Annotated in this window: 22 protein-coding genes; 9 read left to right on the plus strand and 13 right to left on the minus strand. The window is 59.7% G+C overall.

The genetic code is table 11. The features are described 5' to 3' along the window. Positions 1-50 precede the first annotated feature (50 nt). The gene (gene tyrS, locus B0W55_RS22885; protein ID WP_077048186.1) at positions 51-1,250 is read right to left on the minus strand and encodes a tyrosine--tRNA ligase; all 1,200 of its coding nucleotides are present in this window, start codon (positions 1,248-1,250) and stop codon (positions 51-53) included. Between the two features lie 210 nt (positions 1,251-1,460). Between tyrS and B0W55_RS22890 the strand changes: the two genes are divergently transcribed. Together B0W55_RS22890 and B0W55_RS22895 are read left to right on the plus strand one after the other, a co-directional pair. Then, positions 1,461-2,882 (plus strand): peptidoglycan DD-metalloendopeptidase family protein, encoded by a 1,422-nt coding sequence (locus tag B0W55_RS22890; protein WP_077048187.1) that lies wholly within the window; start codon positions 1,461-1,463, stop codon positions 2,880-2,882. Between the two features lie 3 nt (positions 2,883-2,885). Further along, the gene (locus tag B0W55_RS22895) at positions 2,886-3,977 is read left to right on the plus strand and encodes an anhydro-N-acetylmuramic acid kinase (RefSeq protein ID WP_077048188.1); all 1,092 of its coding nucleotides are present in this window, start codon (positions 2,886-2,888) and stop codon (positions 3,975-3,977) included. A gap of 67 nt (positions 3,978-4,044) precedes the next feature. Here the strand turns inward: B0W55_RS22895 and erpA are convergent, their stop codons facing one another. After that, entirely contained in the window at positions 4,045-4,395 is a 351-nt protein-coding gene (gene erpA, locus B0W55_RS22900) for an iron-sulfur cluster insertion protein ErpA (RefSeq protein WP_007906865.1), read from the minus strand. Between the two features lie 167 nt (positions 4,396-4,562). Beyond that, positions 4,563-5,597 carry an N-acetyl-gamma-glutamyl-phosphate reductase gene (gene argC, locus B0W55_RS22905; RefSeq protein ID WP_077048189.1) on the minus strand — a complete coding sequence of 345 codons (1,035 nt, stop codon included), beginning with the start codon at positions 5,595-5,597 and terminating at the stop codon, positions 4,563-4,565. Between the two features lie 134 nt (positions 5,598-5,731). On the opposite strand from argC, the gene hemJ reads away from it, so the two are divergent. The 6 genes from hemJ (at position 5,732) to coq7 (ending at position 10,276) form a co-directional block, all read left to right on the plus strand. After that, complete coding sequence (hemJ, locus tag B0W55_RS22910) at positions 5,732-6,163, plus strand: protoporphyrinogen oxidase HemJ (protein WP_077048190.1); 432 nt, start codon at positions 5,732-5,734, stop codon at positions 6,161-6,163. Between the two features lie 31 nt (positions 6,164-6,194). Next, complete coding sequence (locus B0W55_RS22915; protein ID WP_077048191.1) at positions 6,195-7,163, plus strand: nitronate monooxygenase family protein; 969 nt, start codon at positions 6,195-6,197, stop codon at positions 7,161-7,163. A 74-nt stretch (positions 7,164-7,237) separates the two neighbouring features. After that, a complete protein-coding gene (locus B0W55_RS22920; protein ID WP_077048192.1) occupies positions 7,238-8,194 on the plus strand; it encodes a DUF805 domain-containing protein in 957 nt (318 codons plus the stop codon). A 61-nt stretch (positions 8,195-8,255) separates the two neighbouring features. Next, on the plus strand, positions 8,256-9,044 hold the full coding sequence (locus B0W55_RS22925; protein WP_077048193.1) for an SDR family oxidoreductase: 789 nt from the start codon (positions 8,256-8,258) through the stop codon (positions 9,042-9,044). 75 nt (positions 9,045-9,119) lie between these two features. Continuing rightward, positions 9,120-9,458, plus strand: coding sequence for a histidine triad nucleotide-binding protein (locus B0W55_RS22930; RefSeq protein ID WP_008027110.1), 339 nt, complete (start codon positions 9,120-9,122; stop codon positions 9,456-9,458). 170 nt (positions 9,459-9,628) lie between these two features. Further along, positions 9,629-10,276, plus strand: coding sequence for a 2-polyprenyl-3-methyl-6-methoxy-1,4-benzoquinone monooxygenase (gene coq7 / locus B0W55_RS22935; protein WP_077048194.1), 648 nt, complete (start codon positions 9,629-9,631; stop codon positions 10,274-10,276). Between the two features lie 63 nt (positions 10,277-10,339). Here coq7 and speD read toward each other — a convergent pair whose 3' ends face one another. Further along, positions 10,340-11,134: an adenosylmethionine decarboxylase gene (gene speD / locus B0W55_RS22940; RefSeq protein ID WP_034147353.1), complete on the minus strand. Its 795-nt coding sequence runs from the start codon at positions 11,132-11,134 to the stop codon at positions 10,340-10,342. 238 nt (positions 11,135-11,372) lie between these two features. Then, positions 11,373-11,795 carry an OsmC family protein gene (locus B0W55_RS22945; protein WP_077048195.1) on the minus strand — a complete coding sequence of 141 codons (423 nt, stop codon included), beginning with the start codon at positions 11,793-11,795 and terminating at the stop codon, positions 11,373-11,375. Positions 11,796-12,023: 228 nt separating this feature from the next. Between B0W55_RS22945 and crp the strand changes: the two genes are divergently transcribed. After that, positions 12,024-12,668, plus strand: a complete 645-nt coding sequence (gene crp / locus B0W55_RS22950; protein ID WP_077048196.1) for a cAMP-activated global transcriptional regulator CRP — start codon at positions 12,024-12,026, stop codon at positions 12,666-12,668. Positions 12,669-12,677: 9 nt separating this feature from the next. Here crp and B0W55_RS22955 read toward each other — a convergent pair whose 3' ends face one another. The 8 genes from B0W55_RS22955 to B0W55_RS22990 form a co-directional block, all read right to left on the minus strand. Next, entirely contained in the window at positions 12,678-13,379 is a 702-nt protein-coding gene (locus B0W55_RS22955) for a lipoate--protein ligase family protein (protein ID WP_077048197.1), read from the minus strand. Between the two features lie 134 nt (positions 13,380-13,513). Further along, positions 13,514-14,350 carry an indole-3-glycerol phosphate synthase TrpC gene (gene trpC, locus B0W55_RS22960; protein WP_077048198.1) on the minus strand — a complete coding sequence of 279 codons (837 nt, stop codon included), beginning with the start codon at positions 14,348-14,350 and terminating at the stop codon, positions 13,514-13,516. Further along, on the minus strand, positions 14,347-15,396 hold the full coding sequence (gene trpD / locus B0W55_RS22965; protein WP_077048199.1) for an anthranilate phosphoribosyltransferase: 1,050 nt from the start codon (positions 15,394-15,396) through the stop codon (positions 14,347-14,349). The genes trpC and trpD overlap by 4 nt, the downstream gene beginning before the upstream one ends. Before the next feature lie 9 nt (positions 15,397-15,405). Continuing rightward, complete coding sequence (locus tag B0W55_RS22970; RefSeq protein WP_077048200.1) at positions 15,406-15,999, minus strand: aminodeoxychorismate/anthranilate synthase component II; 594 nt, start codon at positions 15,997-15,999, stop codon at positions 15,406-15,408. Between the two features lie 111 nt (positions 16,000-16,110). Then, the gene (gene trpE, locus B0W55_RS22975; RefSeq protein ID WP_077048201.1) at positions 16,111-17,592 is read right to left on the minus strand and encodes an anthranilate synthase component I; all 1,482 of its coding nucleotides are present in this window, start codon (positions 17,590-17,592) and stop codon (positions 16,111-16,113) included. 71 nt (positions 17,593-17,663) lie between these two features. Beyond that, positions 17,664-18,482: a phosphoglycolate phosphatase gene (locus tag B0W55_RS22980; RefSeq protein WP_077048202.1), complete on the minus strand. Its 819-nt coding sequence runs from the start codon at positions 18,480-18,482 to the stop codon at positions 17,664-17,666. After that, a complete protein-coding gene (gene rpe, locus B0W55_RS22985; RefSeq protein WP_077048203.1) occupies positions 18,479-19,153 on the minus strand; it encodes a ribulose-phosphate 3-epimerase in 675 nt (224 codons plus the stop codon). Before rpe ends, B0W55_RS22980 begins: the two co-directional genes overlap by 4 nt. 80 nt (positions 19,154-19,233) lie before the next feature. Next, positions 19,234-20,382 carry an iron-containing alcohol dehydrogenase gene (locus B0W55_RS22990; protein ID WP_077048204.1) on the minus strand — a complete coding sequence of 383 codons (1,149 nt, stop codon included), beginning with the start codon at positions 20,380-20,382 and terminating at the stop codon, positions 19,234-19,236. Between the last annotated feature and the right edge of the window lie 152 nt (positions 20,383-20,534).

Here is a 20,534-nt window from a genome sequence, read left to right on the forward strand (position 1 = left end):
GGGGCGAATTATAGGCTTCTAAAATTCGCCGTCAACACTTAATTTCAGGTTTATTCGGATTTGAGCGTAATACGTGCAAATGCCTTCTTACCCGCCTGGCATACATGGGTAGCGCCCAGCACATACATAAAGGAGCGATCAACAACCTCCCCATCAACACGTACGCCGCCAGAACCAAGCAGATCCCGCGCAACAGCGGAGTTCTTGACCAGACCTGCCTTATTAAGGACAGCAGCGATCGGCATATCCTCAGCAGCAGACAACTCGATCTCCGGCAGATCATCCGGAAGCTCGCCATCCTTCATGCGATTGCCCGCAGCGCGATGAGCATTGGCCGCAGCCTCTTCACCATGGAAACGCGCGACAATCTCCTCAGCCAGCTTGATCTTGATATCCCGCGGATTCGCACCTGCCTCTACATCAGCACGCAAAGCGTTGATCTCTTCCATGGAGCGGAAGCTGAGCAATTCGAAATAACGCCACATCAGCGCATCAGGAATGGAAACCAGCTTGCTGTACATCACCCCTGGCGCTTCCTGTATGCCCACATAGTTGCCCAGGGACTTGGACATCTTCTTCACGCCATCCAGACCTTCGAGCAATGGCATGGTGAGAATGCACTGAGCCTCCTGACCATAGCCACGCTGCAACTCGCGCCCCATCAGCAGGTTGAACTTCTGATCGGTACCGCCCAACTCGACATCCGCGCGCAGAGCGACCGAGTCATAGCCCTGAACCAGTGGGTAGAGGAACTCGTGAATGGCGATAGGCTGATTGGTCGTGTAACGCTTGTCGAAGTCGTCGCGCTCGAGCATCCGCGCCACGGTGTACTGCGACGTCAGACGAATGAAGTCGGCCGGCCCCATCTGATCCATCCAAGTGGAGTTGAAGGCCACTTCGGTCTTGGCCGGATCAAGAATCTTGAAGACTTGAGTCTTGTAGGTCTCGGCGTTCTCCAGAACCTGCTCACGGGTGAGCGGCGGACGCGTCGCACTCTTGCCGCTGGGATCACCGATCATCCCGGTGAAGTCGCCAATCAGGAAGATCACCTGGTGCCCCAACTCCTGGAACTGGCGCAGCTTATTAATAAGCACGGTATGCCCCAGGTGCAAATCCGGCGCAGTCGGATCGAAGCCCGCCTTAATACGCAGCGGCTGGCCACGCTTGAGCTTTTCAATCAGCTCGGACTCGACCAATAATTCTTCCGCACCACGCTTGATCAGCGCTAGCTGCTCTTCAACCGACTTCATAACAGACCCGCAAGGTTCAGATTCAAAGGGAACCAACCATACAAGAACGTGCGTCAATTACAAGGTTTGCCCGGCGCACGGACACCAATCCACGGGCAAAGTATCCGCGGACTTGCTTCGATGATGATTTGGTTATATTTTATACAGTTATTTCATATTCATCATGTCATTCATCTTTTCCAATTCATCTTTTCAAAGTCAAAATTACCTATGACCCAAGAATCGTCTAAAGCGCCACCGCTTTACCCGAAGACCCATCTGCTCGCTGCGAGCGGCATCGCCGCCCTTTTGAGCCTGGCGCTTCTGGTATTCCCGTCCAGTGATGTCGAAGCCAAAAAGACAACCCTGAGCCTTGAACTGGAAAGCCCTGCTGAACAACTGACACAAGATCAAGACGCTGCCGACACTGTCCAGGCCACAAATGAGCCGACAGAGTCCCCTTTCGCGCAGATCGACAACAGTGCACAAGAGCCTGCGCAAACCGCTGAAGCCGAAGCCCCCGCGCCAGTGGTAGAAGAAAAAAAGGCGCCAAACCACAGGGAAGTGATCGTCTCCAAGGGCGACAACCTCTCCACGCTATTCGAGAAGGTCGGGCTTCCAGCCACCTCCGTGCATGAAGTACTCGCCAGCGACAAGCAGGCCAAGCAATTCAGCCAGCTCAAGCACGGACAGAAACTGGAGTTCGAACTGAGCCCGGAAGGTCAACTGACCAACCTGCACAGCAAAGTCAGCGACCTTGAAACCATTACCCTGACCAGGAACGCCACGGGTTATGCCTTCAACCGCGTCACTGCCAAGCCAACCGTGCGCTCCGCCTATGTTCATGGCGTGATCAACAGCTCGCTGTCACAGTCCGCCGCTCGCGCAGGCCTGTCCCACAGCCTGACCATGGATATGGCCAGCGTGTTTGGCTATGACGTCGACTTCGCCCAGGACATTCGCCAGGGCGATGAATTCGACGTGATCTACGAGCAGAAGGTGGTCAACGGCAAAGCCGTCGGCAACGGCCCGATTCTGTCAGCGCGCTTCACCAACCGCGGCAAGACCTACACCGCCGTGCGCTACACCAACAAACAAGGCAACAGCAGCTACTACACCGCAGACGGCAACAGCATGCGCAAGGCATTCATCCGTACGCCGGTGGACTTTGCCCGCATCAGTTCCAAGTTTTCCATGGGTCGCAAGCACCCTATCCTGAACAAGATCCGCGCCCACAAAGGCGTCGATTATGCAGCGCCACGCGGTACGCCAATCAAGGCTGCCGGCGACGGCAAGGTCCTGCTGGCCGGCCGCCGCGGCGGTTATGGCAACACCGTGATCATCCAGCACGGCAGCACCTACCGTACGCTGTATGGCCACATGCAGGGCTTCGCCAAAGGCGTCCAGACCGGCAGCAACGTCAAACAGGGTCAAGTGATTGGCTACATTGGCACTACCGGTCTGTCCACCGGCCCGCATCTGCACTACGAGTTCCAGGTCAATGGCGTTCACGTCGATCCGCTGGGTCAGAAGGTGGCGATGGCCGATCCGATCTCCAAGGCTGAACGCGCACGCTTCCTCGCGCAGAGTCAGCCACTGATGGCGCGCATGGACCAAGAGAAGTCCACCCAACTGGCTTCGAGCAAACGTTAAGCCATGGCGCTCTATATAGGTGTGATGTCCGGAACCAGCCTAGATGGCCTGGACATTGCGCTGATCGAACAGGCATCGGCGGCCAGGCTGATCGCCACGCATTACATTCCCATGCCCGACTCATTGCGCACAGAGATGCTCGCACTGTGCGCCAGCGGGCCGGACGAAATAGCCCGCTCCGCCATCGCTCAGCAGAATTGGGTGACATTGGCGGCGCAAGGCATTCATACCCTCCTCGCCCAACAACACCTCAAGCCTGAGGACATACGCGCGATCGGCAGCCACGGGCAGACCATTCGCCACGAGCCCGCGCGCGGCTTCACGGTACAGATCGGTAACCCGGCCCTGTTGACCGAATTGACCGGTATCACCGTGGTCAGTGACTTTCGAAGCCGCGATGTCGCCGCCGGCGGCCAAGGCGCACCACTGGTTCCAGCCTTTCACGAAGCCCTGTTCGGAGAACGGGACGGTAGCCGCGCAGTGTTGAATATCGGCGGGTTCAGCAATCTGAGCCTGATCGAGCCCGGAAAAGCTGTTGCCGGTTTCGATTGCGGCCCAGGTAACGTGCTGCTCGACGCCTGGATTCACCACAACCGCGGCGATAACTATGACCGTGATGGTCAGTGGGCTAGCACCGGGCAGATAGTACCGACCCTGTTGAAGGCGCTGCTCAGCGACCCTTTCTTTATCACCAAGGGTCCGAAGAGTACGGGGCGCGAAGTATTCAACCTTCCATGGCTTATGCGGCACCTCTCTCACTTGCCGGTCTTTGCTGCCAATGATGTACAGGCGACGCTGCTCGAACTGACCGCGCTGACCATCATCGAGTCACTGCAAAGCGCCCAGGACAACACTCAAGAAGTTCTGGTCTGCGGCGGCGGCGCCCACAACACCACGCTGATGAATCGCCTGGCCAGCCTGCTGCCGAACGCGAAAGTCAGCAGCACCTCCGTCTATGGCGTAGACCCGGACTGGGTCGAAGCCATGGCGTTCGCCTGGCTCGCCCACTGCTGCCTCGAAGGCATTGCAGCCAATCGCCCGAGCGTCACCGGCGCCCGCGGCCTACGCGTTCTAGGCGCCATCTACCCCGCCTGAATGCCAGACAGCAAAACGCCGCAGGGCCGTGAGGCCATGCGGCGTTTCGTTGATACGGACGCGCTGATCAGATCGAAAACGAAGAACCACAACCACAGGTGGTCGTTGCATTCGGGTTCTTGATGACGAAACGCGAACCTTCCAGACCTTCCTGGTAATCCACCTCGGCACCGGCCAGGTATTGGAAGCTCATCGGATCGACCACCAGACTCACACCTTCGCGCTCGACGATGGTGTCGTCATCGGCCACTTCCTCATCGAAAGTAAAGCCGTACTGAAAACCTGAACAACCGCCGCCCGTAACGAATACGCGCAGCTTCAAGCGATCATTCCCCTCTTCATCGACCAGGCTCTTCACCTTGTGCGCGGCACCGTGGGTGAATTGCAAAGCCGTGGGGGTGAAGGATTCGACGCTCATGCTGACTATCTCCCGGCGCTACGCCGTCATATTGCGTGATGACGCGCATTATCCGCTTGTCCTAGAAAATCGGTCAACTATTGTTACGGTATATCAACCAAGCCAATGGTCTAGTCCAAATGCAAAAAGGCCCGTCAAACGGGCCTTTTACTGTGGCGAATCAAACCTTACGGCAACATGCCAGCGTGGGACAGCCCCAGACGCTCATCCAGCCCGAACAGAATGTTCATGTTCTGCACCGCCTGGCCCGACGCGCCTTTGACCAGGTTGTCGATCACCGACAACACCACCACCAGATCACCCTCCTGCGGACGATGCACCGCGATACGGCAGACGTTTGCGCCCCGCACGCTGCGGGTTTCCGGATGGCTGCCGGCCGGCATCACATCGACGAACGGCTCATTGGCATAACGCTTTTCAAACAGCGCCTGCAGATCCACCGAGCGATCAACGACTGTCGCGTAGAGCGTCGAGTGAATGCCACGGATCATCGGCGTCAGGTGGGGTACGAAGGTCAAGCCAACGTCCTTGCCTGCAGCCCGACGCAGCCCCTGACGGATCTCCGGCAAGTGGCGATGCCCTTTCACGGCATAAGCCTTCATGCTTTCCGACGTCTCGGAGTACAGCGAACCTACCGATGCACCGCGACCGGCACCGCTGACGCCGGACTTGCAGTCAGCAATCAGCACGGAGGTATCAGCCAGACCTGCTTCGAGCAGCGGCAGGAAACCCAGCTGCGTGGCGGTCGGGTAGCAACCCGGCACCGCGATCAGGCGCGCCTGCTTGATCTGTTCGCGATTGACTTCCGGCAGACCGTAGACCGCTTCCTCCAGCAACTGCGGCGCGCCATGGGGCTGGCCATACCATTTGGCCCACTCATCCGCGTCTTGCAGGCGGAAGTCCGCAGACAGGTCGATGACCTTGGTCCCCGCTGCCAGCAACTCGCCTGCCAAGGCGTGAGCGACGCCATGAGGTGTGGCGAAAAACACCACGTCGCAAGCGCCCAGGGTCGCGATATCCGGAACGCTGAACGCCAGGCCGTCGTAGTGGCCTCGCAGGTTCGGGTACATATCGGCCACGGCCAGACCGGCCTCGGATCGGGAAGTGATGACAACCACTTCAGCTTGCGGATGCTGCGCCAACAGACGCAACAGTTCGACACCGGTGTAACCCGTGCCGCCGACGATACCGACCTTGACCATAAACCTGCCCTCTGCGAACCCACTGGAAAGCCGTCGATAATAGGGCCCGCATCGTCCTGCGACAACCGGCAAGGTGACGTGCGGAGCCTCAAGCCACTACTATCCGGGCTACCGTGAACCTGGGAATAATCAAAATGCTCTATCTGTGGCTCAAAGCTTTTCACATCGTCAGCGTCGTCTGCTGGTTTGCCGGCCTGTTTTACCTGCCGCGCCTGTTCGTTTATCACGCGCAAAGTGAGGATGCGATCAGCAAGGAGCGCTTCAGTGTCATGGAGCGCAAGTTGTATCGCGGCATCATGGGACCGGCGATGATTGCGACCCTCATTTTTGGCGGCTGGCTGATCAGCCTCAATCCTGGCGCTTACTTCAGCCAGGGCGGCTGGATGCATGCCAAGCTGACCCTGGTGGTGTTGCTGATTGGCTACCACCATATGTGCGGCGCGCAGGTAAAGCGCTTTGCCCGCGGCGAGAACACCCGCAGCCACGTGTTTTATCGTTGGTTCAATGAAGTGCCGGTTCTGATATTGCTGGCTATCGTCATTCTGGTTGTCGTTCGGCCGTTCTAACTCCAATAGAAAACTCACCGGGGTACTTCCAATGGCACTGCCCGCTCTGCTCGAACAACATCTGCGCCTGCCTGTGGTGGCAGCGCCGATGTTCCTGATTTCCAATCCGCAACTGGTCCTCGCCTGCTGCCGCAACGGGGTGGTGGGGAGCTTTCCGGCGCTGAACCAGCGCGAGAGCAGCGGTTTCAAGGCGTGGCTGGAAGAGATCGAAACCGGGCTGGCCGCCTTGGAAAACCCCGCGCCGTATGCAGTCAATCTGATCGTTCACAGCAGCAACCCGCGTTTGCAGGCAGACCTGGCGATTTGCATTGAGCACAAAGTGCCGATCGTAATCACCAGCCTCGGCGCGGTAAAAGAATTGGTGGATGCCGTACATGGCTATGGCGGCCTGGTGTTCCACGACGTCACCACCCGGCGCCATGCCGAGAAAGCCGCCGAGGCCGGTGTGGATGGCTTGATCGCAGTAGCGGCCGGCGCCGGGGGGCATGCCGGGACCTGGAGTCCGTTTTCCCTCATTGCCGAAATTCGCCAGTTCTTCGACAAGACGCTGCTGCTGGCCGGCTGCCTCAACCACGGCCACGAGATTCTCGCCGCGCAATTGCTCGGCGCGGACCTGGCCTATCTCGGCACGCGATTCATCGGCACCACCGAAAGTCATGCGCCGCACGCCTACAAAGAAATGCTGTTGACTGCCAGAGCCGCCGACATCATCCATACACCCGCGGTATCGGGCGTGCCGGCGAGCTTCATGCGCCAGAGCCTGGAGGCCGCGGGGTTCGACATGGCCGCGCTGCAAAACAAGGGCGAGGTCAACTTCGGCGCCAAGCTCAAGCCGATCAGCGATGAAGCCAAAGCCTGGAAAACCGTGTGGTCCGCCGGCCAGGGTGTCGGTGAAATCGATGATCTGCCAAGCGTCGATCAACTGGTCGCACGCCTCGATGCCGAATACCGCAAAGCATTGGAGCAGGCTGCACAACTTCAACAGCATTGGCCACGGTGAAGAATTCGGGCCAGTGATCCATGGCTGGCCCTACACTCCGTGGAATCCTACCGCGCGACAAGGATGCCTCGGCAATGAGCGAAAACCGTTTCAAAATCGTCTTCGACGGCACGCTGCTCCCGGGCGTTGACATCGATTCCGCCAAGCGCAACCTCGCCGATCTGTATAAAAGCGAAGTCGCTGCGGTCGAGCGCCTGTTCAACGGCCTCCCGGTCACGCTCAAGCGGGAGTTGTCGCAAACGGACGCCCAGACTTACCTTCAAGCCCTGAGAAATACCGGTATCGATGCGCGTATCGAGCCCGAAGCCTCAATTGATCTGAGCCTGGCGGACGTTCACCATCACGCCCCCGTGACCGCTCCTGCAGAACCCGATTCCCCCTACGCCCCACCGCGCGCCAATGTCGGTGAAAGCCTGCCTGAATACGCCACGCTCAAACCATTGGGCTTGGAAGGCCGCATCGGGCGCCTGCGTTTCCTCGCATGGTCGATGGTGTTGAGCCTGGTGACGATTGCCGTAGTGGCCGTCTTTGCCCTGGCGGGCCTGGCGCTGGTCAGCAGCGATTCGACCGCAGGCCTGATCATCGGCGGCATCCTGGCGTTTTTCCTCTGCCTCGCGTTTTTCATCGTCAGCATCATGATCTGCGTTCAGCGCCTGCACGACCTCGGCTGGTCGGGCTGGCTCTGGCTGCTGAATCTCGTACCGTTCATAGGCACCTTCTTTCCCCTGCTGCTGCTCGCGCTGCCCGGCAACACCCTCGCCAACCGCTATGGCGCACCACCACCGCCCAACAGCACCTCGGTCAAGGTACTGTCCTCGCTATGGCTGGTGTTCATCGCGCTGTTCATCGTCGGCGCGCTGGCTGGCGGCATCTCGGCCATTCAGGATGAATACGAAGACACCCTCGAAAGCAGTTATCAGAGCGGCTCGGTGACCACTGACGACGTCGAGGTGGAAACCGAATCGCCGGCAATTTCACCTGATGATGCAGCCGAATCCGCCCAGCCCCCTGTAGACTCTGCGCAGAAATGAACAGCGCTCCCTGCCCGTGACACCTGCGGCGCGGCGCGGAGCTGTTGCGATGGAGAACTGCATGACCCGTTACGCTCTGATCACCGGCGCCTCCAGCGGCATCGGCCTGGCGATGGCCGAAGCGCTGGCCCGACGCGGCCGCAGCCTGCTGCTGGTGGCCCGACAGCGTGATCAGCTGGAAAGCATTGCGATTGAACTGACTCAACGTTTTGGCGTGGAAGTACTGTTTCGCGCCTGCGACCTGGGCGAGCCCCTGCGCCTGTCCGGTTTTCTGCTGGAGCTGGAAGAAGGTGACCGGCAGATCGACCTGCTGGTGAACTGCGCGGGGATCGGCACGTGCGGCCCGTTCCTCGCTCAGGACTGGATGACCGAACAAGACCTGATCGAAGTGAACATCCTGGCACTCACCCGTCTGTGCCACGCCATCGGCAACAGCATGGCCTTGCAGGGCGGCGGGCAGATTTTGAACGTTGCCTCGGTGGCCGCCTTCCATCCTGGCCCGTGGATGAGCACTTACTACGCCAGCAAAGCCTACGTGCTGCATTTTTCCGAGGGCCTGCGGGTCGAGCTGAAAAAATGCGCGGTCAAGGTCTCGGTGCTTTGCCCAGGTCCGACCCGTACGGATTTTTTCCGTACCGCGCAGATGAACACCGACAAACTGGCCGACAGCAAACTATTGATGAGCCCGGAGGAAGTCGCACTCTATACCGTGAGGGCACTGGAAAAAAATCGCGCGATCATCATTCCCGGCCGGCGCAACCGCTGGTTCGCCGCCATGCCCCGCTTCGCCTCGCGCTGGTTGGTACGCACCATCACCGGCATGGTCAACAAGGCCTACTGCCCACGCTGACCGGCTGGCAAAAAGCTGGGCGCGGGCATGCCCGGTGAGTACACTCAGGCCAGCTCACACAACGGAGAGACAGCTGTGGATACTCTGTTCACCAAGATCATCAACCGGGAAATCCCGGCAAAGATCATCTACGAGGACGACCAGGTACTGGCCTTCCACGACATCGCCCCACAGGCGCCGGTGCATTTTCTGGTGATTCCGAAAAAACCGGTGCGCACCCTGAACGACTTGACCGAGGACGACAAGGCTCTGGCCGGACACATTCTGTTCACCGCTCAGCGCCTGGCCCTGGAATTGGGTTGTGAAAAAGGCTTCCGGGTCGTCATGAACTGCAATGAAGAAGGCGGGCAGACCGTCTATCACATTCACATGCACGTACTGGGTCAGCGCCAGATGCACTGGCCGCCGGGCTGATTCCCGCACGCCTGCGCAGGAACAAGGCTTGTCCGCGATACGATCTTGAGGACGCTATCGCGGGCACCGTTGGTCTACAAGGTCCGCGGGGGTCGACAGCGCTGACCCAGCGCAAACCTTCCCCTGCCGATTGAGTTAAACTGGCCGCCGAGATTCCTCCGGAGGTCAGCATGACTACTCAACGTCACTACTCGCCGATTGACCGCCTTCTGCTGCAAGCCGATGCCGCGATGCGTACTTTGCTGCCCTCCAGTGGCCAGCCTTACCGTCCGTCTCCTGCGATCGTGCAGCCGGACGCAACGATGAGCGATGAAGACACCCGGCACGTTGCCGGCCTGATGCGTATTAACCACACCGGTGAGGTCTGCGCCCAGGCGTTGTACCAGGGGCAAGCCCTGACCGCTAAGCTGCCGCAGGTACGTGCCGCCATGGAGCACGCCGCCGAAGAAGAAATCGACCACCTGGTCTGGTGCGAACAGCGCATCAAACAGTTAGGCAGCCACACCAGCATTCTCAACCCGCTGTTCTATGGCATGTCCTTCGGGATTGGCGCAGTTGCGGGGCTGATCAGCGATAAAGTCAGCCTGGGGTTCGTCGCGGCCACGGAAGATCAGGTCTGCAAGCACCTCAATGAACACCTCGAACAGCTGCCGGCGGAGGACGAAAAGTCCCGGGCCATCCTGAAACAAATGCGCATCGATGAAGAACAGCATGCCGAAAGCGCGCTGGATGCGGGCGGTTTCCGGTTTCCGGCGCCGGTGAAGTTCGGGATGAGCCTGATGGCCAAAGTGATGACCAAGAGTACGTACCGGATCTGAAGGCACCAGACATGAAAAAGGCGACTGCCGTGAGGGAGTCGCCTTTTTTTGTGTTCGAAGATCTCAGTTCGGCATGTTGCGCGCGTAGAAGATTTCGAGCATTTCGTGTTTCACGCGATCGGTCACTTGAGCGCGCTGCTCAGGAGACAGGTTGTTGGTCGCGTCGCCGAACAGGTAGTTATCCAGCTCGAAGTTCTTGAGCAGCATTTTGGTGTGGAACAGGTTTTCCTGGTACACGTTCACGTCGGTCATCTGATACGCGTCGCGGGTGTCTTCGGAGAGGTAGTTCTGGATCGAATTGATCTCGTGGTCGATGAAGTGCTTCTTGCCTTCAACGTCACGGGTGAAGCCGCGTACGCGGTAATCCACGGTCACGATGTCCGAATCGAACTGGTGAATCAGGAAATTGAGCGCCTTGAGCGGTGAAATGACCCCGCAGGTCGACACGTCGATATCCACACGGAACGTGGCAATACCGTCGTCCGGATGGATCTCCGGGTAGGTGTGCACCGTGATGTGGCTCTTGTCGAGGTGGGCCAGGATGATTTCGGGCAACGGGCCCGGGGATTCTTCGATCTGGCTGTCGGTCGGGGTCACCGGCTCTTCCGAAATCAGAATCGTGACGCTGGCGCCCTGTGGCTCGTAGTCCTGACTGGCGATGTTCAGGATGTTGGCACCAATGATATCGACAACTTCCGTGAGGATCTGCGTCAGGCGCTTGGCGTTGTACTCTTTATTGATGTACTCGACGTAGGCCTGTTGGTCTTGCGGGGTTTCCGCGTAGCAGATGTCATAGATGTTGAAGCTCAAGGTCTTTGTCAGGTTATTGAACCCGTGGAGCTTGAGTTTGCTTTTCACCGTTAAAAACTCTCTATGTATTGCGGCCCGGCCGCGTGATCAAGCATGCCCGTCAGATGCGAACGACGCACCTGCGTAGGACGGTTAACACCTCTTCGCGATGGCGATTTTGGTTGTCTGTTCGGATGCGCGGCCTGTCGTGTGACGGGCCACTACCCTGAAAAAAGTGGCGCATTATGCAGACGTCAGCGGGGGATCGCCAGAGTCTGCACTGCTTTTATGATAGTTGAATGTCGATTCAACCGAGCTCGATGATTTCGTAGTCGTGGGTCATCTCGCAACCGGCCGCGCCCATCATGATAGACGCCGAGCAATACTTCTCGGCGGACAGCTCGATGGCGCGCTTGACCTGCGCTTCCTTGAGCCCGCGGCCCTTGACCACGAAGTGCATGTGAATCCTGGTGAACACCTTCGGGTCTTCGGTTGCGCGCTCGGCTTCGAGGAAGGCTTCGCAGCTCTCCACCGCCTGGCGGGATTTCTTGAGGATGCTGACCACGTCGAAATTGCTGCAACCGCCAACACCCAGCAGGAGCATTTCCATCGGCCGGACACCCAGGTTACGACCACCGGCATCAGGCGGACCGTCCATGACCACGACGTGACCGCTACCGGATTCGCCGAGGAACATGGCTTCGCCAGCCCATTGGATGCGTGCCTTCATCGCCAAGACTCCACTGTATAAAAAAGGGTCGCCAGCTTAGCACAGGGCCCCTGCTGGACGGCGGCCTCGTCGTAGGACGCAACCTAAGGCCTTGTAGGTAATTTCTCGAATATTGCCAGAAGTGTCTGTTAAGCTGACGCCAATTCGCTGACGCATCACCCACTTGCCGCAGCCTTCGCCGTTCATAAAAAAACCAAACACACCGTGCAGTCTTTTCGGGATACAACCATGGTTGCTATTGCCCCCACACCCAAGATCAAGAACCTCGACAAGCTGTTGATGCATTGCCAGCGCCGCCGCTACCAGGCCAAGAGCAACATCATTTGTGCCGGCGACCGTTCGGAAACGCTGTTCTTCATTATTAAAGGCTCGGTCACCATCCTGATCGAAGATGACGACGGTCGGGAAATGATCATCGCCTACCTCAATGCCGGGGATTTTTTCGGCGAACTGGGGCTGTTCGAGCAAGCCGGCCAGGAGCAGGAACGCAGTGCCTGGGTGCGTGCCAAGGTCGAATGCGAAGTCGCGGAAATCAGTTACGCGAAATTCCGCGAGTTGTCGCTACAAGACCCGGACATTCTTTACGTACTGAGCGGACAAATCGCACAACGTCTGCGCAACACCACCCGCAAGGTCGGTGACCTGGCCTTTTTCGACGTGACTGGCCGTGTCGCCCGTTGCCTGCTGGACCTGTGCAAACAACCCGACGCCATGACCCATCCCGACGGCATGCAGATCAAGGTGACCCGTCAGGAGATCGGGCGGATTGTCGGGTGTTCGCGGGAGATGGTCGGCCGCGTACTCAAGGACCTGGAGGAGCGCAACCTGGTGGACGTCAAAGGCAAGACCATGGTGGTGTTCGGTACGCGATAAGCCAGAGACTCAGCCGCCGAACATCTGCGCCAGCATCAGCCGGTAGAGTTCGTCGAGACGCGCCAGCGCATCTGGCGCCGTGAACTTCTCGTGCAACCCGATATGGCTTTCGGCACGCACCCGCTGCTCCAGGCCGCAAGCCTCATTGAAGCGATTGACCGCCGCGACCATCGATTCGCGCTCGTTATCCAACAGCATCGCCCCGTGTATCAGTCCGACCGGGCGCTGACCGCCCTGGCTCTGGCGCCAGCGCTGGGCGGTGCCGACCATCTTGCGCCCGTCCAGATTGACGTTGAAGCGGCCGTCGCAAAACGCACCGTCGATTTCCCCCAGTGACGAAGTGCCACCCAGTTCATCCAGCAAATCACAGATCGGATCGCATAGGCGCCGATAGCCGGACTCGATGCGATTCAGATCGCCTTCGCTGCGCGGCGGTGCGTAGACCAGTGCGATATTGACCGTCGAGGCCGATTGCGGCACCGGCTCGCCACCGGTTTCCCGTAGCAGCACCGGCCAACCGGCAGCAGCGGACACTTCGCAGGCGTGATCGAAACCGGGCAGGCGATTCAAACGACGGGGCATGACCAATGCGCGATCGCTTGGCTGCCAGAACAGCAGGCCGAATTCCGTGTCGCCAGCGCAGACCGAGGCCAACAGATCCTGCTCGGCTTGCAGGCCGGTTTCGATGGTCAGGGAAAGGGGTGAGGTCATAAGGTGCTCCGTAAGGCTTGATGCCTGTGGTGAATCTTATGCCGCCTTCGCGAGCAAGCCCGCGCCCACATTGGAATGCGATCCACTGTGGGAGCGGGCTTGCTCGCGAAAGGGTCGACTCGATCTATGGGCGATCAGTCGAGCGTCGAACCGCTGACGGGTACGCCACGTTCAGGGAAAAACAAACGCTGCAGTTCAGTACCCGGGCTTTCCGCACGCATGAACGCCTCACCCACCAGGAACGCATAAACGTCGCTGATTTCCATCAACTCGACATCGGCGCGATTGAGAATGCCGCTTTCGGTGATCACCAGGCGATCGCGCGGAATGCGTGGCAGCAGGTCGAGGGTGGTTTCCAGGCTGACGTCGAAGGTGTGCAGGTTACGGTTATTGACGCCGACCAGCGGAGTGTCGAGGGTTTTCAGGGCCCGCTCCAACTCGTCGCCATCGTGGACTTCCACCAGCACATCGAGGCCGACACCCTTTGCCACAGCCGCCAACTCGGCCATTTTCACGTCATCCAGCGCGGAGACGATCAACAGCACGCAATCGGCGCCCAAGGCACGGGCTTCGACGATCTGATACGGATCGATCATGAAATCCTTGCGGATCACCGGCAGTTTGCAAGCCGCACGGGCTTGCTGCAGATACGCATCGGCGCCCTGGAAGTAGTCGATATCGGTCAGCACCGACAGGCAAGTCGCGCCGCCCTTCTCGTAGCTCCTGGCGATATCGGCCGGCACGAAGTTCTCGCGGATCACGCCTTTGCTGGGCGAAGCTTTCTTGATCTCGGCAATGACTGCCGGTTGCTTGAGCTTGGCCTGGGCCATCAATGCCTTGGCAAAACCACGGGGTGCATCGGCCGCCTTGGCCAGACTTTCCAGCTCTGCCAGGCTGACGCGAGCGCTACGCTCGGCGACTTCCTGAACCTTTCGCGCCAGAATGTTTTCCAGAACCGTCGGTACACTCATCCCTCATTCTCCACTTTGAATACCGCGGTAAATGCACCCAGCTCCTCGAGCTTCTCCCGAGCCAGACCTGTGTGCAGCGCATCGTGCGCCAGGGCAACCCCCTCTTTCAGGCTGCTGGCATGATCGGCGGCGTACAACGCGGCACCCGCATTGAGCATGATCATTTCGGCAGCTTTCTGTCCATTTTCTGTCTTGCGCTTGCCCAGGGCATCGCGAATCAGCTCCAGGGAAGCGGCCGGGCTCTCGACGGCCAGGCCATGCAGGCTCTGGCTCTTCATGCCCAGGTCTTCTGGCTCGACCCAATACTCGGTGATCTGGTCGTTTTTCAATTCCGCCACAAAGGTCGGCGCGGCCAGACTGAACTCGTCCAGGCCATCCTTGGAATGCACCACCAGCACATGCTTGCTGCCCAGTCGCTGCAGCACCTCGGCCAGCGGCCGGCACAACGCCTGGGTGAACACGCCCACCACCTGATGTTTCACGCCGGCCGGATTCGTAAGCGGGCCAAGCATGTTGAACAGCGTACGCAGGCCCAATTCCTTGCGCGGACCGGCGGCGTGCTTCATGGCACTGTGGTGAGTCTGGGCAAACATGAAACCGATGCCGACATTGTCGATGCAACGCGCCACCTGCACCGGAGTCAGGTTCAGGTAGATACCGGCCGCCTCCAGCAAGTCGGCACTGCCGCTCTTGCCCGAGACCGCGCGGTTGCCGTGCTTGGCCACGGTGCAGCCGGCCGCCGACACCACGAAAGCGGAAGCGGTCGATACGTTGAAGATATTGGCACCGTCACCGCCGGTGCCCACCACATCGACCACGCCATCGAGGGTCTTGAGTTCGACCTTGTCCGCCAGCTCACGCATGACCGATACCGCGCCGACGATTTCGTCGATGCTTTCGCTCTTCATGCGCATGGCCATCATGAACGCGCCGATCTGCGCGTCGGTGCATTGCCCGGTCATGATTTCGCGCATCACATCGCGCATTTCATCGGTGCTGAGGTCGAGCTGGTCGACGATACGGCTCAGGGCAGTCTTGATATTCATGAAAGATCCTTAGCGCGTGCCGCCGGTTTGTTTGAGGAAGTTGGCGAACAGTTCGTGGCCCTGCTCGGTCAGGATCGACTCGGGGTGAAATTGCACACCCTCGATGTTCAGGGTTTTGTGGCGCAGGCCCATGATTTCGTCGACCGAGCCGTCTTCGAACTGGGTCCAGGCGGTCAGTTCGAGGCAATCGGGCAAAGTTTCGCGTTTGACGATCAATGAATGATAGCGGGTAACCGTCAGCGGATTGTTCAGCCCTTCGAACACACCCTTGTCTTCGTGGAACACCGGGCTGGTCTTGCCGTGCATCACCTGGCGCGCGCGGACCACATCGCCGCCAAAGGCCTGGCCGATGGACTGATGGCCCAGGCATACACCGAGAATCGGCAGTTTGCCGCCAAAGTGCTTGATCACGTCAATCGAGACGCCGGCTTCGGTCGGGGTGCATGGACCTGGGGAAACCACAATACGCTCAGGGTTGAGGGCTTCGATTTCGGCAATGGTCAATTCATCGTTGCGCACAACCTTGACCTCGGCGCCCAGCTCGCCCAGGTATTGCACAACGTTGTAGGTAAAAGAGTCGTAGTTATCGATCATCAGCAACATGGCGTTAAGAACCTCTTGAATTCACTGACTACTAATACGGCTGTCGAATGAAGGGCCCGCCGCGTCCAGCGCTTGATCGCTCAAGGCGGCCGGCAGACGGGCGTTCATCGGTCAGCCTTGCGGAGTTTGTTCAGCCAGGGCGACGGCACGGAACATGGCGCGGCGCTTGTTCAGGGTTTCTTCCCATTCCAGCGCTGGCACCGAGTCGGCGACGATGCCACCGCCGGCCTGCACGTGCAGTTCGCCGTTCTTGATCACCGCCGTACGGATCGCGATGGCGGTGTCCATGTTGCCGTTCCAGGCGAAATAGCCGACGGCGCCGCCGTAGACGCCGCGCTTGACCGGCTCCAGTTCGTCGATGATTTCCATGGCGCGGATCTTCGGCGCGCCGGACAAGGTGCCCGCCGGCAGAATCGCCCGCAGCGCGTCCATCGCGGTCAGGCCGGCCTTCAACTGACCGGTGACGTTGGACACGATGTGCATCACGTTGGAATAACGCTCGATGACCATTTTTTCGGTGAGCTTCACCGAACCCACTTCCGACACCCGGCCGGTGTCGTTGCGCCCCAGGTCGATCAGCATCAGGTGTTCGGCGATTTCCTTGGCGTCCGACAGCAGGTCTTTTTCCAGCGCCAGGTCCGCTTCTTCGTTGGCCCCGCGTGGGCGAGTGCCGGCGATCGGGCGTACGGTGATCAGGTTGTCTTCGACCCGTACCAGCACTTCCGGCGAGCTGCCGACGACATGGAAGTCGCCGAAGTTGAAGAAGTACATATAAGGCGTCGGGTTGAAGCAACGCAGCGCACGGTACAGATCGATGGGCGCCGCCTTGAAGTCGATCGACATGCGCTGGGACGGCACGACCTGCATGCAGTCACCGGCCAGGATGTATTCCTTGATGGTGTCGACGGCTTTTTCGTAATCGTCCTGGGTGAAGCTGGAGCGGAACACAGGATCAGCCGCCTGCTGCTGGCTGAAGTCCAGGCCACGGCGCGGGGTGATCGGCTGGCGGAGTTTTTCCAGCAGCTCTTCCAGGCGTGCGCGACCTTGCTCGAAAGCGTCTTCCTGCGCCGGGTCGGCCAGGACAATGGCGTGCATCTTGCCGGCAAGGTTGTCGAACACCACCACCGCATCGGAGACCATCAGCAGAATGTCCGGCACGCCCAGCGGATCCGGGTTCGGGCACTTGCCCAGACGCTTTTCCACATACCGCACGCAGTCGTAACCGAAGTAACCCACCAGGCCACCGTTGAAGCGCGGCAGGCCGGCGATGGTTGGTACGTTATAGCGGGCCTTGAAGGTTTCGACGAAGGCCAGCGGGTCTTCGACATCGTGGCTTTCGGTCTCGACGCCATCGACGGTCACGCTGACGTGATGGTCGTGAACGCGCAATACGGTGCGGCATGGCAGGCCGATGATCGAGTAACGGCCCCACTTCTCACCGCCCTGCACCGATTCGAGCAGGTAGGAGTTGGGTTGGTCAGCCAGTTTCAGGTAGATCGACAGCGGCGTGTCGAAGTCGGCCAGGGTTTCGCAGGCAAGCGGGATGCGGTTGTAGCCGGCAGCGGCCAAACGCAGGAATTCTTCGCGGATCATGATGTGCCTCGTGGCTTGAGGGTCTGACAGTCAGGTATGCAAACGCGCCGGTTTGACCGGCCAGGTAAAAGTCAGGCGCGCCAACGCCAGCGGGCCAGGGCCTTGATGACTTTCATCCAGAGTTTGCGAGTGACCACCACGATGGCGTTTCCAGAAGGGGGTTGAACAGCGTCGGCCAACGTTATCTCAGCGGCCGGGTCCAGGCAACCGGGAATTAGCTTGCGCAGATCGTCGATGACCAGCGCTGGCGATTCTTCGGCAATCGGTCGACCGTGGTTATAGCCGTAACTCAAGGCCACGCACTTGACCCCCGCCGCTTTGGCCGCCAGCACATCGCTGCGCGAATCGCCGACGAACAACGATTGCGAGGCTGGGATGTTGGTCATTTTCATCACGAAAAACAGCGCGGCCGGGTCCGGTTTTTTCTGCGGCAGGGTATCGCCACCGATGATCAGCCGGAAATAACGACCGATCTTCATCTGATCCAGCAGCGGCGCAACGAAACGCTCCGGCTTGTTGGTGATCAGCGCCATCTCGACACCCTGCTTGTGCAGCCATTTCAGGGTATCGCGCACGCCGGGGTAGACCACCGTCAGTTCATGGTTTTCGCCATAGGCCTGCATGAAAATCTCCAGGGCGCGTTCCGCTTCGGCATCATCGACCGCCGAATGGTCCAGACCACCGGCCAACGCACGGCGAACCAGTACCGGCGCGCCGTTACCGACCCACTCACGCACCGATTCGATACCGGCCGGGGCGCGCCCGAGTTTGAGCAGCATGTTATCCACAGCCACCGCCAGGTCCGGTACCGAATCGACCAACGTGCCATCCAGATCGAACATCACCAGTTTGGGCAGGCTTCCCGGGAACAGCTGCTCGAAACCACTCATGGGCGGGCCAGTGCCAGTTCGGAACGCATCTTGTCGATCACTTCCTGGTAGTTCGGCGCATTGAAGATCGCGGAACCGGCGACAAACGTGTCGGCGCCCGCCGCAGCGATTTCACGGATGTTGTTCACGTTCACGCCGCCGTCGATTTCCAGGCGGATGTCGCGACCGGACGCGTCGATCAATGCCCGCGCTTCGCGCAGCTTATCGAGGGTGCCGGGAATGAACTTCTGCCCGCCGAAGCCCGGGTTGACGCTCATCAGCAGGATCATGTCGACCTTGTCCATCACGTACTTGAGCACGTCCAGCGGGGTCGCCGGGTTGAACACCAGGCCCGACTTGCAGCCGCCTTCGCGGATCAGTTGCAGGGAACGGTCGATGTGCTGGGTGGCTTCCGGGTGGAAGGTGATGTAGGTCGCGCCGGCTTCGATGAAGTCGCCAACGATGCGATCGACCGGGCTGACCATCAGGTGCGCGTCGATCGGCGCGGTCACGCCGTACTTGCGCAGCGCCGCACACACCATCGGACCGATGGTCAGGTTGGGCACGTAGTGGTTGTCCATGACGTCGAAGTGCACGAAGTCGGCGCCGGCGGCCAGGACATTGTCCACTTCTTCACCCAGGCGGGCGAAGTCGGCGGAGAGAATCGACGGAGCAATTACGAAGGGCTGCATGACGCACCTTTTTTGAGCCAAATCACGATGGCGCGCATTGTATACCTCATGCTTTGACGCGCGCACCGTGACCGCGATGATCAGTACGCCGCTCGGTAGATCTTCTCGATGTCCGCGGCACTCAGTTTGCGCGGATTATTGCGCATCAGACGCTCGATGCCTGCAGCTTCCACGGCCATGGCGGGAATGGCCTCCTCGGGGACCCCGAAACTGCGCAAGCCTGAAGGAATTTCCACCGCAGCACACAGTTCAGTCATCGCCTGGACGGCTTTTTCGGCAGCCTCATTGGCGCTCAGATGAGCGGTCTTCACCCCCATGGCCTCGGCAATATCCTGCATGCGCTCGACGCAGGCCATCTTGTTCCAGGTCATGACATAAGGCAGCAACAAGGCATTGCTGACGCCATGGGCGATGTTGAAACGCCCGCCCAGCGGATAGGCCAGCGCATGCACAGCGCCTACCCCGGCGTTACCGAAGGCCATGCCGGCCATCAGGCTGGCGGTGGCCATGTCTTCACGGGCCTGCAGGTTGGACGGGTTGGCGTAGGCCTTGGGCAGCGCCTTGGCGATCAATTTGATCGCACCGATGGCCAGGGCATCGGTAATCGGCGAAGCATTGACCGACAGATAGGATTCGATGGCATGCACCAGCGCATCGACACCGCTGGCGGCGGTGACGCTGCGCGGGCAGGTCAGTGTCATCTGCGGGCTGACCAGCGCCACGTCCGGCAACAGGTAGTCGCTGACGATGCCCTTCTTCAGTTGCGCGACCTTGTCCGAGAGGATCGCGACGTTGGTCACTTCCGAGCCGGTACCGGCGGTGGTCGGGATGGCGATCAGCGGCGGGCCCTTGCGGGGCACCTGGTCGATGCCGAACAGGTCTTCGAGCTCGCCGTGGTAACCGGCATACGCGGCGACACTTTTGGCGATATCGATGGCACTGCCGCCACCCAGGCCGATCAGCCCGTCATGCCCGCCTTCACGGTAAACCCGCATGCAGTCTTCGACGATGGCGATTTCCGGGTCCGGCAGCACTCGGTCGAAAATCTCATAGCTGCGGCCCCCCAACTGCACCAGCGCCAGCTCTACCGTACCGGACTTGACCAGGGCGGCATCGGTGACGATCAGTGGATTGTCGATGTCCAGGCGCGTCAATTCGGCCGCCAGTTGCTCGATGGCCCCTGCGCCGGTGATCAGTTTGTGAGCGATTTTAAAAGAGGAAAGACCCATGTGCGCAGCCTCTTATAGATGTGGGAGCTGGGCACAATAGTAGCTGGGGGTTGGGCTTTGTCTGCCATTCAGGGCATGAATGACCGTGACCAATGAGACACCTGTGGGAGCGGGCTTGCTCGCGAATGCGGTGGGACAGTCGAATACTTTTG

Source organism: Pseudomonas sp. KK4 (assembly GCF_001984065.1).
Lineage (GTDB): Bacteria > Pseudomonadota > Gammaproteobacteria > Pseudomonadales > Pseudomonadaceae > Aquipseudomonas.

Excerpts from the sequence above, each read along its gene's own strand:
- tyrS (WP_077048186.1), bottom strand. The coding sequence starts at position 1,250 with ATGAAGTCGGTTGAAGAGCAGCTAGCGCTGATCAAGCGTGGTGCGGAA.
- B0W55_RS22890 (WP_077048187.1), top strand. The coding sequence starts at position 1,461 with ATGACCCAAGAATCGTCTAAAGCGCCACCGCTTTACCCGAAGACCCAT.
- B0W55_RS22895 (WP_077048188.1), top strand. The coding sequence starts at position 2,886 with ATGGCGCTCTATATAGGTGTGATGTCCGGAACCAGCCTAGATGGCCTG.
- erpA (WP_007906865.1), bottom strand. The coding sequence starts at position 4,395 with ATGAGCGTCGAATCCTTCACCCCCACGGCTTTGCAATTCACCCACGGT.
- argC (WP_077048189.1), bottom strand. The coding sequence starts at position 5,597 with ATGGTCAAGGTCGGTATCGTCGGCGGCACGGGTTACACCGGTGTCGAA.
- hemJ (WP_077048190.1), top strand. The coding sequence starts at position 5,732 with ATGCTCTATCTGTGGCTCAAAGCTTTTCACATCGTCAGCGTCGTCTGC.
- B0W55_RS22915 (WP_077048191.1), top strand. The coding sequence starts at position 6,195 with ATGGCACTGCCCGCTCTGCTCGAACAACATCTGCGCCTGCCTGTGGTG.
- B0W55_RS22920 (WP_077048192.1), top strand. The coding sequence starts at position 7,238 with ATGAGCGAAAACCGTTTCAAAATCGTCTTCGACGGCACGCTGCTCCCG.
- B0W55_RS22925 (WP_077048193.1), top strand. The coding sequence starts at position 8,256 with ATGACCCGTTACGCTCTGATCACCGGCGCCTCCAGCGGCATCGGCCTG.
- coq7 (WP_077048194.1), top strand. The coding sequence starts at position 9,629 with ATGACTACTCAACGTCACTACTCGCCGATTGACCGCCTTCTGCTGCAA.
- B0W55_RS22945 (WP_077048195.1), bottom strand. The coding sequence starts at position 11,795 with ATGAAGGCACGCATCCAATGGGCTGGCGAAGCCATGTTCCTCGGCGAA.
- crp (WP_077048196.1), top strand. The coding sequence starts at position 12,024 with ATGGTTGCTATTGCCCCCACACCCAAGATCAAGAACCTCGACAAGCTG.
- B0W55_RS22955 (WP_077048197.1), bottom strand. The coding sequence starts at position 13,379 with ATGACCTCACCCCTTTCCCTGACCATCGAAACCGGCCTGCAAGCCGAG.
- trpC (WP_077048198.1), bottom strand. The coding sequence starts at position 14,350 with ATGAGTGTACCGACGGTTCTGGAAAACATTCTGGCGCGAAAGGTTCAG.
- trpD (WP_077048199.1), bottom strand. The coding sequence starts at position 15,396 with ATGAATATCAAGACTGCCCTGAGCCGTATCGTCGACCAGCTCGACCTC.
- B0W55_RS22970 (WP_077048200.1), bottom strand. The coding sequence starts at position 15,999 with ATGTTGCTGATGATCGATAACTACGACTCTTTTACCTACAACGTTGTG.
- trpE (WP_077048201.1), bottom strand. The coding sequence starts at position 17,592 with ATGATCCGCGAAGAATTCCTGCGTTTGGCCGCTGCCGGCTACAACCGC.
- B0W55_RS22980 (WP_077048202.1), bottom strand. The coding sequence starts at position 18,482 with ATGAGTGGTTTCGAGCAGCTGTTCCCGGGAAGCCTGCCCAAACTGGTG.
- rpe (WP_077048203.1), bottom strand. The coding sequence starts at position 19,153 with ATGCAGCCCTTCGTAATTGCTCCGTCGATTCTCTCCGCCGACTTCGCC.
- B0W55_RS22990 (WP_077048204.1), bottom strand. The coding sequence starts at position 20,382 with ATGGGTCTTTCCTCTTTTAAAATCGCTCACAAACTGATCACCGGCGCA.